The following is a 12,933-nucleotide window of genomic DNA, read 5'->3' on the forward strand; positions in this document are numbered from 1 at the left end:
CGCGGCTGCGGCCGACCTCGTCAGGGAGGAAGGAAGCTGACGGTCTGCGCGGTCAGCACGCCATTCACCACCGCATTGCCGACCACGGTGACGCGGCGTCCGTTGGCCAGGTCGGCGACGGTGCCGTTCTCGAAGACCGTTGCGGGGCTGCTGGCGTTCACCAGCTGGCCCTTCACCACGAAACTCGAGGGCGACAGATAGTTGCCAATGGCGCCGATCAGCGTGAAGGCGACCGGCCCGCCGGTGCCGGGGATATAGCGGATGCGCAGCTTCTTCACCACCAGGACGCCGCTGGTCATGAAGCCGTCGAGTTCGACCTTGACGCCGTTGCCGATCGAAGCCCGAGGGCCGCCCGTGACGAGCGCATTCGTCGCATCGACGGCCGTACCCAGCACCTTGAAGGCATTGAGCCCGCTGTAGTCGGTGATGACACCCGCCAGCTGCACTGCCGCGGCGTTCTGCGATGGCACCGCATACCAGCCCTGCACCTTGCTTGCAGTGAACAAGCCCAGAACTGGCGCGGCGCTGCCGCGCACGCGGACGATCGCGCCCTCGGCCAGCGTGGATGCGTCGATGCCGCCCGAGAACGCGGCATTGTCGTAGCGCACCGTGAGCTGCCCCAGCGTGAAGCGCTGCCCGAGCCGGTCCAGGTTCTGCACGGTGCCGGTCACCAGCGGTTCGGTCGATGCGGGCTGCAGTTCGACGCGCGTGGCGCGCAGGCTGCCCGGCGCAGAGGGCAGGCCCCAGACCTGCACCACGCTGCCGGCCACGACCTGAGCCAGGCTGTTCGCACCGCTCCAGATGGTGGCGTTGTCGACGGTGACCGTGGTGCCCATCACGATGAAACTGTCGCCCCCGACATCGATGCCGGACACGGCACCGCGCAGTTCGGCGGCCGAATCGACCTGCTGCGCCGTGGCCGCGGTGAACTCGCTGTCGATCTTGCCGGCAATGCGCACGCTCATGCCGATCTGCAGCTCGGTGGCGTCCTCGAGGTTGGTGATGGCGGCGTCCGTGTCGTAGCGCACGCCGTTCAGGATGATGCTGCCCAGCCCGCCCACGGAGCCGATGCCGGTGGCGTCGGCGGTGCTCACGCCGGTGCCGCCCGAGCCCACGCCCGAGCCGTCGCCGCTGCCGTTGCCAGCGGTGCTTGTGCCGTCGGAACCGCCCGCGGTACCGGTGCCGCTTGTTCCACCCGTGCCGTCGGTCCCGGTGCTTCCCGTGCCCGTTCCATCGCTGGCCGAGCCCGTCGCGCCGCTTCCGGCAATGCCGCCCAGGCTGCCTGCCGAACCCGTGCCGCCGCCACCGCCGCCCCCGCACGAGAGCAGCAAGGCCATCGCCCCGGCAAAGAGGATGCCGCGCATCCATCGGAGGTGGTTCTTCATCATCATTTCCCCTTTTCCCGCTGCTCGGGGACGGGAGGCGCACCCGGCGCCGCCTCGTCTTCATAGTAGGTGTAGATCCCGACGCGCATGCGCCCCTTGGCGCCGTCGGGCGCCCGGTCGACCGCGCGGTTCATTTCGCCCGCCAGCTCAAGGTGCAGGGCAGCCCAGCGGTCGCGCACCAGCTGGTGGATATTTTCGCAATCCTGCAAGCCGAGGCCGCGCGCATACACCGAGCGCTCGAGCATGCGGGGTTCTTCGCCCAGCGTGTTGGACACCGCCGCCAGCAGGTGGTCGCGGCCGTTGTCGCCGAGGAACGCCAGCATCGACTGCAGGTCGTCCACCGGCACGAAGCCGCTGGCCCTCAGTTCGGCGCAGCCGTCCTGTTCGGCCACCATGTTCAGGCGCACCAGCTCGTCGAGGATGGTTCGGTGGTGCACATTGCCGCGGCTGCCAAGCCTGGCCACGGTTTCGAAGGAGGGCGCATCGTCGCCGTCGGAGGTGATCGGCAGGCGTTGGAAGGCCTGGTTTTCCGACACCATCTGCAGCCACAGCGTGAAAGTCTTGGCCGCGGCCGAAATTTCAGTGTGGGGCAGGACGTCGGCGGTTTCGCGGACCTTGGCCGTCACAGCCTTGCGGTTCAGCCCGGTGGTGACGGACAGCTGGCTGATGTTGGGTTTTGCCACCCCCTGCTGGCGCCAGGAGCGGGTGGCTTCTTCCAGCAGCAGGTCGCGCAGCACGACTTCCAGGTGCGGATGCTTGACCCCCATCGCCAGGGCGAGCCGGACCACCGGCCGCAGGATGCGGGCGCAGGCGGCCAGTGCCCAGTCGAGCTGGTGTTCCATGAAAATGAAGCGTTTCTTCTGATGCGGTTGCGGTGCGGCGGTCCGGACTGAAAAAGGCCCGGGCCGTCGATCAGTGCACTATTGTCCGCGTCGCCGAGGATCGCACAAAAAAGACTTCATTCAACAACCTTGAAAAAGCCGCCGAGGCGGGGAGGCTTCCGACTAACGGACGCTGGTGTCGTCCTACGCGCGGGACCGGGGCCGCTCCCAGAATCGGTTCGTTCCAACTTGTTCCTTGGGCGAACAGAGGAGTCAACCGACATGAACAGAGCACCCGGAAGCCTCGGTTCAGGCGACGGATCGCGGCCCACCACCGACGGCGGCGTGGACAACATAGGCGCAGGCGAAAAATTCGCGAGCAGTTCTTCGGTCGCCGGCGAGCCGGACTCGGCGCCGGCGCCAGCCGAAGGGATGGCGCAGAAGCGCAAGAACGCGGAGGCCTCGCGCCACGACGATTCCGCAGCCTTCGGGCTGCGGGAAGACCTCCGCCCCAAGACCAACCAGGAGCCGTCCAAGCCCTGAGCGCCTGGACAGCCGAGGAGCCCAAGATGACTTCTTCTGAAAAAGCCTTTCCCTTTCCCACATCCAAGAACCACGGCAAGCCGCCCGTCGAGCCCGCCAAGCCGACCGAACAGGCGCCGAGCGAGGAGGCGCTGGACAGCGGGGTCGAGGAATCATTTCCCGCAAGCGATCCGGTTTCCGTCACGGTGACAAAGGTCAAGCTGCCCAAGGCGCCGCAAGACAAGGACAAGGCGGAGGAGGGCCGCGACGCGGACGCCAAGAGGTAGTCCTCCTACACCATGCCGCGCTGCGAACCGACCCGGCGCGGCCGGCAAGGACCTAGCTTTCCCGAGGTCGGGCATCCGGCTCGGCACGGCCTTTTCTGCCGGGGACTGCCGGCATTTTCAGGAGACATGACCATGAACAGCACTTCCAGACTCATTGCCGCACTTGCCCTGGGCGCCGCAGGCGCAGCATTCGCGCAAGGCAACCCGCCCACCACGGCGCCCGCCAATCCGGCGACCGCAGCAGGCCAGCAAAATCCGTCGGGCGGTCCCATGGGCACCACGGGCGTGACCCCGCAGAGCGGCGGCACTTCGGGAAGCTCCGCGCCCACGGCCCAAGGGTCGACCGACACCAGCAGCAGTTCAGGCAGCACCATGGCCGCCTCGGGCGACACGCCTGCGATGCGGCGTGCGCGCGCCGACCGCAACTGAACGTGGGGCATCCGATCCCACGCAGCACGGCCGATTCATGAATGCTGTGAAGCCCGGATCGAGCGCAGCGAGCCGCGCGCTTGCCGTGCTCGTTCCGCTTGCTCTTTTATCGACCTCGACCGCAACGCTGGCGGCCGCGGAAGATGCACAGTGGCTCGCGCGGGCCGCCGTTGCCGCAGCGGACAACCGGGCCGCACCGTTCGCGGTCGTCGACAAGAAGAATGCCCGTGTCTTCGTCTTCGATGCCACGGGCCGGCTCCAGGGTTCGTCGCCCGTGCTGCTGGGGCTGGCGCGCGGCGACGACTCCGTGCCGGGCATCGGCGAGCGCGAAATAGCCAGCATTCGGCCCGAAGAGCGTACGACCCCGGCGGGGCGCTTCAAGACGGAGCCAGGGCGCAACACCAAGGGCGAGGACATCGTGTGGATCGACTACGACGCAGCCGTTTCCATGCACCGGGTGCGCGCCAACGTCAAGTCGGAGCGCCGCCTGCAACGGCTGGCATCTCCGAGCGTGGCGGACAACCGCATTTCCTACGGCTGCATCAATGTGCCGGCCGCCTTCTACGACGCCTACATCAAGCCCGCGCTGGGAACGCGCCGCGGGGTGGTTTACGTGCTTCCCGAAACCATGCCGGCACGCAAGCGCTTCGACTTCCTGCGGCCTTCTGCACTCTGAACAAGAGGCTGCGGCGCGTCGACGCTCGCTCGACCACGCACCGGGCATGGCTGAGCGGCCCCGGGTTCAGGTCCGCAGGCTGACCACGCCAAGCAGCACCACCACCGCAATGCCAAGCAGCAAGGTGGCGCATTTCCAGAAGACCGCGGGGTTCTTCTCGAGCAGCGGCGTGCCGCGCCGGTTCAAAAAGTCGGGGTGGGGCTGGCGCAGCTCCTCGACGAATTCCGACAGCGCTTCATGGCGCTTGAGCGGGTTGGGGTGCAGGGCCTTGCGGAGCACTTCGTCGATCCATGCGGGGATGGCGCGCTGCGCATCCAGCGCGGACCGGTACTGCAGGTTGCGCTGGTCCGCGCGCGTGCGGATGCGTGCCACCTGCGCGCCGTAGGGCAATCGGCCGGTCAGCATCTGGTAGACGATCACGGCCAGCGAGAACAGGTCGGACTGCACCGAGCCGCCGTCGCCCAAGAAGTATTCGGGCGCCGTGTACTGCACCGTCCCCAGCACCTGGGCCGGGTCGGCCAGCTTGCTGTCGCCCAGGCCCGCCACCCAGGCCGAGCCGAAGTCGATGATCCGCACCGTGCCCGTGCGATCGATCATGATGTTCTCGGGCCGCAGGTCCTGGTGCAGCATCTCCATGCGGTGAAAGGCCTGCAGCCCCTTGGCCAGCTGCTCCACGATGCCGCGCACCGGCTCCAGGCTGGGGCGCGGGTTGTCGACCATCCATTGCGCCAGCGTCTGCCCGTCGACGAACTCCATGACCGTGTAGAGGTAGTTGCGCTTGCGCTGCGGAACATGCGGCTTGAGCACATGCGCGCTGTCGATGCGCCGCGCCACCCACTCCTCGAGCAGGAAGCGGTCGAGATGGGCCTCGTCGTTCTGCAGGTCGACGGACGGCGTCTTGAGTACGACGCGCTCGCCCGTGTCGTCGTCGACCGCCAGGTAGATGTGGCTTCGGCTGCTGCGGTGCAGGTCGCGCACGATGGTGTAGCCATCGAAGCGCATGCGCGCCTCGAGCACAGGCGGCAGGCGCAGCGCCGCGCGCTGCGCCTGGAGCTCATTGATGTCGCCATCGGGCAGCCCGTCGACTCGCACGATCTGGACCGTCAGGTTGTCGGGGCTGCCGCGCTGGTACGCTTCCTCGGCAATGTTCTTTGCCGCGGCGTCCAGATCGCCGGGGTGGGCATCGAGCGCGGCCCTGATGACGGCCGCGTCCACATGTTCATGGACGCCGTCGGACGTCAACAGGAAGACGTCGCCTTTCTCGATGGCGAGGGCCTGGTAGTCGATCTCCACATGCGGGCCCACGCCCAGCGCCCGGGCCAGATAGCTGTGCCCCTCCGCCACCGAGACGCGATGGTCTTCAGTCAGTTGCTCGAGCGCTTCTGCATGCCAGCGGTAGACGCGCGTGTCGCCCACATGGAAGACGTGCGCCGTGGTCGATTTGATGACCAGCGCGCTGAAGGTGCAGACGTAGCCGCGGTCCTTGTCGAAACGGCCGCCGCCATTCTGGGTCTGCGCGTGCAGCCAGGCGTTGGTGGCCGTGAGCACGCGTTGCGCCGAGCGGCTCACGCTCCAAGCGTCGGAAGTGCAGTAGTAGTCGGTCAGGAAGCTGCGGACCGCCGACTCGCTGGCCACGTGGCTGACGTCGCTGCTGCTGATGCCGTCGGCAATCGCAACCGCCACGCCCTTCGCGCTGCGGCCCGGCGCCTGCGGCAGGGCGGCGCCGTGGAAGTCCTGGTTGGCGTCCTTGCGTCCCTTGTCGGAGTACTGGCCGATGGAGATCGCGAGTCCGGGACGCATCGTGGGGCGGCGGCAGCCGGATTCAGCGGGGAACGCGCTTGGGCGCCGTGCGCACGTGCGTGGCGTACAGCGTCAGGCCCGTGAACGACAAGCCGCCGATGAGGTTGCCGAGCACGGTCGGGATCTCGTTCCAGATGATGTAGTCCATGACCGAAAAATTGCCGCCCATGAGCAGTGCCGACGGAAACAGGAACATGTTGACCACCGAGTGCTCGAACACCATGAAGAAGAACACCATGATCGGCATCCACATGGCCAGCACCTTGCCGGTCACCGAGGTCGAGATCATCGCACCCACCACGCCGGTGGACACCATCCAGTTGCACAGCATGCCGCGCACGAAGAGCGTCAGCATGCCCGCGGCGCCGTGGCTGGAGTAGCCCAGCGTGCGTGCCTCGCCGATGGTGGCGATCACCTGGCCGACCTTGTCTGGCGGGCTCGTGAAGCCGAAGGTGAAGACGATCGCCATCAGCACGGCCACGAGAAAGGCGCCGAGGAAATTGCCGACGAAGACCAGGCCCCAGTTGCGCAGCACGCCGCCGATGGTCACGCCGGGGCGCTTGTCGATCAGCGCGAGCGGCGTCAGCACGAACACGCCGGTCAGCAGGTCGAAGCCGAGCAGGTAGAGCATGCAGAAGCCGACGGGAAACAGGATCGCCCCGATGATCGAGTAGCCGGTCTGCACGTTGATGGTGACGGCGAACACCGCCGCCAGCGCGAGGATCGCGCCCGCCATGAAGGCGCGGATCAGCGTGTCGCGCGTGGACATGAAGATCTTGGATTCACCGGCGTCCACCATCTTGGTGACGAATTCGGAAGGCTGCAGATAGGCCATGGCGTTTTTTCTTTGGATTGAGAAGAAGAAGCTGAACGGAAAAAGGGAAGGGGGGCCGCGCGTCAGGCGGCCTTCTCCAGCGCGGGGTGCGCGGAGGCTGAAGCGGCCGCGAGTCCTTGCAGGACATCGCCGACCACGATGATCGAGGGGCTGCACAGGCCGTTGTCGGCAATCGTGCGCTGCAGCGTCGCCAGCGTGCCGACGGCGTGCCGCTGCAATGGCAGGCTGGCGTTCTGGACCACCACGATGGGCGTGGCCGGCGGCAGTCCGCTCAGCAGTTCGTCCTGGATCGAGCCTGCGCTCGACACGCCCATGTAGATGACCAGCGTCAAGCGTGCCGAATGGGCCGTGGCGGCCAGCGTGCGCCAGTCGGGGCCCGGCGAGCCGGGCTTGGCATGGCCGGTGATGAACACCACGCCCTGTGCATGCGCGCGATGCGTCAGCGGCACGCCGAGCGAAGTCAAGCCGGCCAGGCCGGCCGTGATGCCGTTCACCACGTCCACATGAATGCCTGCCTGCGCGAGGTGCTCGACCTCTTCGCCGCCGCGGCCGAAGATGAAGGGGTCGCCGCCCTTGAGCCGGACCACGTGCTCGCCTTCGCGAACGGCCATGATCATCAGCCGCTCGATGAAGCTCTGCGGCGTGCTCTTGCAGCCGCCGCGTTTTCCCACGTGGATCACGCGTGCGCCGGGCGCCGCCATCGCGACGATGTCGTCGCTGACCAGGTCGTCGACCAGCAGGACCGTGGCCGACTGGATCGCCCTGAGCGCTTTCAGCGTGAGCAGTTCGGGATCGCCGGGTCCGGCACCGACGAGCGTGCAGCGGCCCCGCAGCACGGACTGCGCGCCGGCTTCGCGATCCGCAGCCGTTGCGGCGCGCGTTGCGGGGGTCGAGGAAGTCAGGGTGAGGCTCATGTGTGGCTCGGCCGTGTCAGGCGGTCGTGTCTTCGGGCAGGCAGGCGCGGTTCGCCGGGCCTGCAACAGGGGACGCCAGGTCGAGCGCATGCGTGGCGAGTTCGTTCGAATCGAGATGCACCACGCCGTCGGCCACCTTCACCGCAAACCGCGGCGTGCACCCCTCGTCGGGCGACTTGGCACACCCGTCATCGAGCCCGATGGCCCAGTTGTGCAGCGGGCAGGCCACGCTGGTGCCGAACACGATGCCCTGGCTCAAGGGCCCGCCCTTGTGCGGGCAGCGGTCCAGCAGCGCGAAGACCTGGTCCTCGGCATTGCGGAACACCGCCACGTTCACGCCCACCGGGCGCGCCACGCGGCGGGCGCCCAGCACCGGGATGTCCTCGACGCGGCAGATCACTTTCCATTCGCTGCTGGTGCCGTGGTTGTTGTTGTCGTTGCTCATGGCTTGTTGCTCCTTGTCCTTCACGCGGCCTGCGTGGCCTTGTCCGCCACGTCGTCCACCACCGCCACCGGCGTGAACTGCCGCACATCCACCTGCGCCTGGCTCGATTCGAACCACGGATCGGGCTCGCCATCGAGGGCGAACTGCAGCCGCTCCCACAGCGCCTTGCGGCCTTCCGCGTCCTCCAGGATCTTCTTCTTCACATAATCCAGCCCCACCCGCCCGATGTAGTGCACCGTGCGCTCCAGGTACCAGCCTTCCTCGCGGTACAGCTGCAGGAAGGCGCCGGTGAACTCCATCACCTCGGCGGCCGTCTTCACCTTCACCAGGAACTGCGCCACCTCGGTCTTGATGCCGCCGTTGCCGCCCACGTACAGCTCCCAGCCCGAGTCGACCCCGATCACGCCCACGTCCTTGATCCCGGCCTCGGCGCAGTTGCGCGGGCACCCCGAGACCGCCAGCTTGACCTTGTGCGGCGAGTACATCGCCCACAGCGCCCGCTCCAGGTCCTTGCCCATCTGGGTGGAGTCCTGCGTGCCGAAGCGGCACCATTCGCTGCCCACGCAGGTCTTGACCGTGCGCAGGCTCTTGGCGTAGGCAAAGCCCGAGGGCATGCCGATGTCCTTCCAGACGCCTTCCAGGTCCTCCTTCTTCACCCCCAGGAGGTCGATGCGCTGGCCGCCCGTGACCTTGACGGTCGGGATCTGGTACTTGTCGGCCGCGTCCGCGATGCGCCGCAGCTCGTCGGGCGTGGTGTGGCCGCCCCACATGCGCGGAATGACGGAATAGGTGCCGTCCTTCTGGATGTTGGCGTGGCTGCGCTCGTTGATGAAGCGGCTCTGCGGATCGTCCTTGGCCTCCTTGGGCCAGGTGCTGATCAGGTAGTAGTTGACCGCCGGGCGGCAGGTGGCGCAGCCGTTGGGCGTGCGCCAGCCCAGGTTGCGGTAGACCTCGTCGTGCGTGAGGTAGTGCTCGCGCCGGATCGCGTCGCGCACGTCCTGGTGGTTGGCGTCGGTGCAGCCGCACACGGCCTTCTTCTTGGGCGTGGCCGAGTAGTCGCCGCCGGCGGTGAACATCAGGATCTGCTCCACCAGCCCGGTGCACGAGCCGCAGCTGGCGCTGGCCTTGGTGTGCTTCTTGACCTCGTCCAGCGTGAACAGGCCCTTGTCCTTGATGGCCTTGCAGATGGTGCCCTTGGTCACGCCGTTGCAGCCGCACACCTCGGCCTCGTCGGGCATGCTGGCGGCCTTGCTGTGGCCCTCGTGGCCGGTGTCGCCGATGTTGGATTCGCCGAACATCAGCTTGTCGCGGATGTCGCCCACGCTGCGCCCGTCGCGCAAGAGCTTGAAGTACCAGCTGCCGTCCACCGTGTCGCCGTACAGGCAGGCGCCCACCAGCTTGTCGTCCTTGATGACCAGTTTCTTGTAGACCCCGCCGAAGGGGTCGCTCATGACGATCTCCTCGGTGCCCTCGCCGCCCATGAACTCACCGGCGCTGAACAGGTCGATGCCCGTGACCTTGAGCTTGGTGGAGGTGAGCGACCCGAGGTAGCGCCCGATGCCGAACTGGGCCAGGTGGTTGGCCGCGACCTTGGCCTGCTCGAACAGGGGGGCGACCAGCCCGTAGGCGATGCCGCGGTGGGCCGCGCATTCGCCCACCGAGTAGATGCGCGCATCGGTCACGGTCTGCAGGGTGTCGGTGACGACGATGCCGCGCTGGCAGTGCAGGCGCATCTTCTCGGCCAGCTCGGTGTTGGGGCGGATGCCGACAGCCATGACGACCAGGTCGGCGGGCACTTCGGTGCCGTCCTTGAAGCGGATGGCCTTGACGCGGCCATCCTTTCCCTCATTGCTGTCGCCGACCAGTTCCTGGGTCTGGGCGCCGATCAGGAACTTCAGGCCCCGGTCTTCGAGCGACTTCTGCAAGAGCTTGCCGGCCACGTCGTCGAGCTGGCGCTCCATCAGCCAGGGCATGACGTGCACCACGGTGACGCTCATGCCGCGCAGCATCAGGCCGTTGGCCGCCTCCAGCCCGAGCAGGCCGCCGCCGATGACGACCGCGCTCTTGTGGGTCTTGGCGGTCTCGATCATGTAGTCGGTGTCGGCGATGTCGCGGTAGGCGATGACGCCCTTCAGGTCCTTGCCGGGCACCGGGAGCATGAAGGGGTTGGAGCCGGTGCACATGAGCAGGCGGTCGTAGGGGGCTTCGGTGCCGTCCTCGGCGCGCACGATGCGCTTGACGCGGTCGACCTCGACCACTTTCTTGCCGGCGTGCAGGGTGATCTTGTTCTCGGTGTACCAGGCCCAGCTGTTGAGCACGATCTCGTCCACGGTCTGCTCGCCCGCGAGCACGGGCGACAGGAGGATGCGGTTGTAGTTGGGGTGCGGCTCGGCACCGAAGACGGTGATGTCGTACAGGTCCGGGGCGAGCTTCAGGAGCTCCTCGAGCGTGCGCACGCCGGCCATGCCGTTGCCGACCATCACGAGTTTGAGTTTCTTCATAGGGTGGGGCCTTTCGGGAATCAGCTGATTCGAAACAAATGCAAATGCCCAATGCAGCCTTGCGGGGCCGCATCGTTCGGACGGGGGGTTTAGGAGGTAGGGATGCCTGCGGAGCGCGGGCGGGGGTGCTGGGCGCTCTTCACGCTCCGGGAATCCGCAAGACCGCGGAAACCTCACCAAAACAGTGCTTCGTTACACCGTGTGCGTACAGCCATGCAAGGAACGTGCCTGCTTCCGCCGCTGCTGCAAACAACCGTCCGGCACTTCCAACGAGCCGGCCGACCGGTCAACATGCGTGCTGTGCGAGCACGCAGAGCCGTTGTCGTGGCGCACCATTTCAAGGAGCAAAAGACATGTCAAGCCACGTTTACAAGTCGCTCGAGCTGACCGGCTCTTCGCCCATCAGCATCGAGGATGCCGTGCAGACCGCCATCGCCAAGGCGCACGAGACGGTGCGCAATATCCAGTGGTTCACCGTCACCGAGACGCGCGGCCATGTGGTGGATGGCAAGATCGCGCACTGGCAGGTCACGGTGAAGATGGGATTCACGCTCGAGTAGTGGACCCACGACGGTCGGAGGGGCAGGGCACCGTGCTGCTGCGGACGGCGTCGCGCTAAGACCCGATCAGGTGCAGGACAACTTGCATTCGGTGCGGCTTCTTCCGGTGCTCCCACAGATAGATTCCCTGCCAGGTTCCCAGGGCCATGCGGCCGTTCGCCACCGGAATCGAAAGCTGGACCGCAGTCAGTGCCGAGCGGACATGCGCCGGCATGTCGTCCGGTCCTTCGTCGCGATGCCGGAAAAGCGCGTCGCCGTCCGGCACGAGGCGCGCAAGGAAACGGTCGAGATCTGCCTGCACATCCGGATCCGCGTTCTCCTGCACCAGGAGACTGGCCGAGGTATGGCGAATGAAGAGCGTCAGCAGCCCGGTTTGCAAGCCGGTGCTTTCCACCCATTGCGCAACGACAGGGGTGATTTCCCGAAGGCCCCGGCCATCGGTGTCGAAGTCGAGTGTGGTGGTGGTCTGCCTGAGCATCGCAATCAGCACTTTAGCGCTGGAAATTCCGCGCACGTGCCCGAGATGCACGCCACCGGGGTACCTACCGGGCGAGGAATGAGTCGCCGCAAGGCGTGGCGCGGGACTACCATTCGATCGTTCGACGCGCGGCTTTGCACGAGGCTGGCGCGGCCTGCCTGCTCACTCGTGCAAGGAGAGTAGTGATGGCAAATCCGATGAATGTCACCAAGCTTCAGACGAAATCCCACGACGAACCGGATGAGGTTCGGGAGCCCGAAAAGACCCGGGTCGAAGTGGTCCGCCTCGAGGGGTACACGCTGGGACGCTTCAAGTTCCAGCCCGGATGGCGCTGGTCGAAGTGCATCAAGCCGGTCGTCGGCACGGACAGCTGCCAGGTCGCTCACGTCGGGTACGTGGTTTCCGGGCGGGTTACCGTGCAAATGAACGACGGCTCGAAGACCACCCTGGAGGAAGGCATGTCGTACACCATTCCACCGGGCCACGACGCATGGGTCGAAGGCAACGACCCGTTCGTTGGCTTCGAGGTGATGAGCGCCGAGGAATACGCAAAGCCCAAGAGCTGATCCCGACGGGTCTGTCGGACGACTGCCAATGCGACAAGGACTTATTGGGGCAACTGCAAGAAGCAGTGGGCGCGGGCGACAGGTCCTGGAGGGGGGACTTGTTGTTTATGTCATTTAACATAATGCACATTGTGTTCCTTTCAGGAATACCCAATGAGGCCCGATCCCTGGCAAACCAAGCCCGCCCTCAGGACCCCATCGGACTCACCGATGCCAGCGTTGGATCGAAGTCCGCCTCCACGCGGCCCACGTCCGGCAACCTCGGGTATCGCAGCACGCGGTAGCCGGCCTCCACCAGCAGCGCATCGCGGTCCAAGTCGCGCTGCGACTTGCCCTTGTTGCTCTTGTCGCCGCCGAATGCGACCACGGCCACGACCTTGAACGAGCGGTCGCACACGACGAAGTCGGCGATCTTCCGGCTGAACGAGCTTCGCGCTGCGCGCGTGCGGGCCGTGAGCAATGCACCGAAGCTGACCTGCGGCAGCACCACGAGATCCGGCAGGGTCTGCACGAGCCGGTTGTACATGGCCTGCTCGCGCGCCGTGAGCGGCGGGCGCGCCTTGGGCTTGTCGACGAAGCCGCTGCTGTTTTGCGCCGACCTGTTTCTGGCGATTGCTGCGAACCCAAGCAGTCCGACGGCCAGCAAAAAGACCATGAATAGAAACGTATTCATCTCTGCTTCTCCTTCTGCGCAGAGTCTCGCACGATGCGCAG

Annotated in this window: 15 protein-coding genes; 6 read left to right on the forward strand and 9 right to left on the reverse strand. The window is 66.5% G+C overall.

Features of this window, described 5'->3' with window-relative positions; translation table 11 throughout:
* Positions 1–20: 20 nt before the first annotated feature.
* Positions 21–1,385, reverse strand: a complete 1,365-nt coding sequence (locus QFZ47_RS26145; RefSeq protein ID WP_307658401.1) for a DUF5666 domain-containing protein — start codon at positions 1,383–1,385, stop codon at positions 21–23.
* Between the two features lie 2 nt (positions 1,386–1,387).
* Positions 1,388–2,227, reverse strand: coding sequence for a DUF6502 family protein (locus QFZ47_RS26150; protein ID WP_307658402.1), 840 nt, complete (start codon positions 2,225–2,227; stop codon positions 1,388–1,390).
* Between the two features lie 261 nt (positions 2,228–2,488).
* Here QFZ47_RS26150 and QFZ47_RS26155 point away from each other — a divergent pair, with 261 nt between their 5' ends.
* From QFZ47_RS26155 to QFZ47_RS26170, 4 genes are all read left to right on the forward strand, one after another.
* Positions 2,489–2,749, forward strand: coding sequence for a hypothetical protein (locus tag QFZ47_RS26155; RefSeq protein ID WP_307658403.1), 261 nt, complete (start codon positions 2,489–2,491; stop codon positions 2,747–2,749).
* 26 nt (positions 2,750–2,775) lie between these two features.
* On the forward strand, positions 2,776–3,015 hold the full coding sequence (locus QFZ47_RS26160) for a hypothetical protein (RefSeq protein WP_307658404.1): 240 nt from the start codon (positions 2,776–2,778) through the stop codon (positions 3,013–3,015).
* Positions 3,016–3,147: 132 nt separating this feature from the next.
* Positions 3,148–3,444 (forward strand): proteophosphoglycan ppg4, encoded by a 297-nt coding sequence (locus QFZ47_RS26165; RefSeq protein WP_307658405.1) that lies wholly within the window; start codon positions 3,148–3,150, stop codon positions 3,442–3,444.
* 37 nt (positions 3,445–3,481) lie between these two features.
* Entirely contained in the window at positions 3,482–4,120 is a 639-nt protein-coding gene (locus QFZ47_RS26170) for a L,D-transpeptidase (protein ID WP_307658406.1), read from the forward strand.
* A 66-nt stretch (positions 4,121–4,186) separates the two neighbouring features.
* Here the strand turns inward: QFZ47_RS26170 and QFZ47_RS26175 are convergent, their stop codons facing one another.
* From QFZ47_RS26175 to nirB, 5 genes are all read right to left on the reverse strand, one after another.
* Complete coding sequence (locus QFZ47_RS26175) at positions 4,187–5,920, reverse strand: bifunctional protein-serine/threonine kinase/phosphatase (RefSeq protein WP_307658407.1); 1,734 nt, start codon at positions 5,918–5,920, stop codon at positions 4,187–4,189.
* A gap of 22 nt (positions 5,921–5,942) precedes the next feature.
* Positions 5,943–6,755, reverse strand: coding sequence for a formate/nitrite transporter family protein (locus QFZ47_RS26180; RefSeq protein WP_307658408.1), 813 nt, complete (start codon positions 6,753–6,755; stop codon positions 5,943–5,945).
* 62 nt (positions 6,756–6,817) lie between these two features.
* Complete coding sequence (gene cobA / locus QFZ47_RS26185) at positions 6,818–7,669, reverse strand: uroporphyrinogen-III C-methyltransferase (RefSeq protein WP_307658409.1); 852 nt, start codon at positions 7,667–7,669, stop codon at positions 6,818–6,820.
* 16 nt (positions 7,670–7,685) lie between these two features.
* The gene (nirD, locus tag QFZ47_RS26190) at positions 7,686–8,114 is read right to left on the reverse strand and encodes a nitrite reductase small subunit NirD (RefSeq protein WP_307658410.1); all 429 of its coding nucleotides are present in this window, start codon (positions 8,112–8,114) and stop codon (positions 7,686–7,688) included.
* A 20-nt stretch (positions 8,115–8,134) separates the two neighbouring features.
* On the reverse strand, positions 8,135–10,615 hold the full coding sequence (gene nirB / locus QFZ47_RS26195) for a nitrite reductase large subunit NirB (protein WP_307658411.1): 2,481 nt from the start codon (positions 10,613–10,615) through the stop codon (positions 8,135–8,137).
* A gap of 353 nt (positions 10,616–10,968) precedes the next feature.
* Between nirB and QFZ47_RS26200 the strand changes: the two genes are divergently transcribed.
* Positions 10,969–11,175 carry a dodecin gene (locus QFZ47_RS26200; protein ID WP_307658412.1) on the forward strand — a complete coding sequence of 69 codons (207 nt, stop codon included), beginning with the start codon at positions 10,969–10,971 and terminating at the stop codon, positions 11,173–11,175.
* A 55-nt stretch (positions 11,176–11,230) separates the two neighbouring features.
* Here QFZ47_RS26200 and QFZ47_RS26205 read toward each other — a convergent pair whose 3' ends face one another.
* On the reverse strand, positions 11,231–11,653 hold the full coding sequence (locus QFZ47_RS26205) for a secondary thiamine-phosphate synthase enzyme YjbQ (protein WP_307659022.1): 423 nt from the start codon (positions 11,651–11,653) through the stop codon (positions 11,231–11,233).
* Positions 11,654–11,838: 185 nt separating this feature from the next.
* Between QFZ47_RS26205 and QFZ47_RS26210 the strand changes: the two genes are divergently transcribed.
* The gene (locus tag QFZ47_RS26210; protein ID WP_307658413.1) at positions 11,839–12,219 is read left to right on the forward strand and encodes a cupin domain-containing protein; all 381 of its coding nucleotides are present in this window, start codon (positions 11,839–11,841) and stop codon (positions 12,217–12,219) included.
* A 187-nt stretch (positions 12,220–12,406) separates the two neighbouring features.
* Here the strand turns inward: QFZ47_RS26210 and QFZ47_RS26215 are convergent, their stop codons facing one another.
* Positions 12,407–12,892, reverse strand: a complete 486-nt coding sequence (locus QFZ47_RS26215) for a DUF2726 domain-containing protein (protein WP_307658414.1) — start codon at positions 12,890–12,892, stop codon at positions 12,407–12,409.
* Positions 12,893–12,933 lie beyond the last annotated feature (41 nt).

Origin of the sequence: Variovorax paradoxus, from assembly GCF_030815975.1 — a bacterium.
In the GTDB taxonomy this organism is placed as follows: domain Bacteria; phylum Pseudomonadota; class Gammaproteobacteria; order Burkholderiales; family Burkholderiaceae_C; genus Variovorax; species Variovorax paradoxus_N.

What these genes read in the sequence shown, in the direction of transcription:
- QFZ47_RS26170 (WP_307658406.1), top strand. Translation starts at nt 3,482, where the DNA reads ATGAATGCTGTGAAGCCCGGATCGAGCGCAGCGAGCCGCGCGCTTGCC.
- QFZ47_RS26200 (WP_307658412.1), top strand. Translation starts at nt 10,969, where the DNA reads ATGTCAAGCCACGTTTACAAGTCGCTCGAGCTGACCGGCTCTTCGCCC.
- QFZ47_RS26145 (WP_307658401.1), bottom strand. Translation starts at nt 1,385, where the DNA reads ATGAAGAACCACCTCCGATGGATGCGCGGCATCCTCTTTGCCGGGGCG.
- QFZ47_RS26175 (WP_307658407.1), bottom strand. Translation starts at nt 5,920, where the DNA reads ATGCGTCCCGGACTCGCGATCTCCATCGGCCAGTACTCCGACAAGGGA.
- nirD (WP_307658410.1), bottom strand. Translation starts at nt 8,114, where the DNA reads ATGAGCAACGACAACAACAACCACGGCACCAGCAGCGAATGGAAAGTG.
- QFZ47_RS26210 (WP_307658413.1), top strand. Translation starts at nt 11,839, where the DNA reads ATGGCAAATCCGATGAATGTCACCAAGCTTCAGACGAAATCCCACGAC.
- QFZ47_RS26165 (WP_307658405.1), top strand. Translation starts at nt 3,148, where the DNA reads ATGAACAGCACTTCCAGACTCATTGCCGCACTTGCCCTGGGCGCCGCA.
- QFZ47_RS26155 (WP_307658403.1), top strand. Translation starts at nt 2,489, where the DNA reads ATGAACAGAGCACCCGGAAGCCTCGGTTCAGGCGACGGATCGCGGCCC.
- QFZ47_RS26180 (WP_307658408.1), bottom strand. Translation starts at nt 6,755, where the DNA reads ATGGCCTATCTGCAGCCTTCCGAATTCGTCACCAAGATGGTGGACGCC.
- nirB (WP_307658411.1), bottom strand. Translation starts at nt 10,615, where the DNA reads ATGAAGAAACTCAAACTCGTGATGGTCGGCAACGGCATGGCCGGCGTG.
- cobA (WP_307658409.1), bottom strand. Translation starts at nt 7,669, where the DNA reads ATGAGCCTCACCCTGACTTCCTCGACCCCCGCAACGCGCGCCGCAACG.
- QFZ47_RS26215 (WP_307658414.1), bottom strand. Translation starts at nt 12,892, where the DNA reads ATGAATACGTTTCTATTCATGGTCTTTTTGCTGGCCGTCGGACTGCTT.
- QFZ47_RS26160 (WP_307658404.1), top strand. Translation starts at nt 2,776, where the DNA reads ATGACTTCTTCTGAAAAAGCCTTTCCCTTTCCCACATCCAAGAACCAC.
- QFZ47_RS26150 (WP_307658402.1), bottom strand. Translation starts at nt 2,227, where the DNA reads ATGGAACACCAGCTCGACTGGGCACTGGCCGCCTGCGCCCGCATCCTG.
- QFZ47_RS26205 (WP_307659022.1), bottom strand. Translation starts at nt 11,653, where the DNA reads ATGCTCAGGCAGACCACCACCACACTCGACTTCGACACCGATGGCCGG.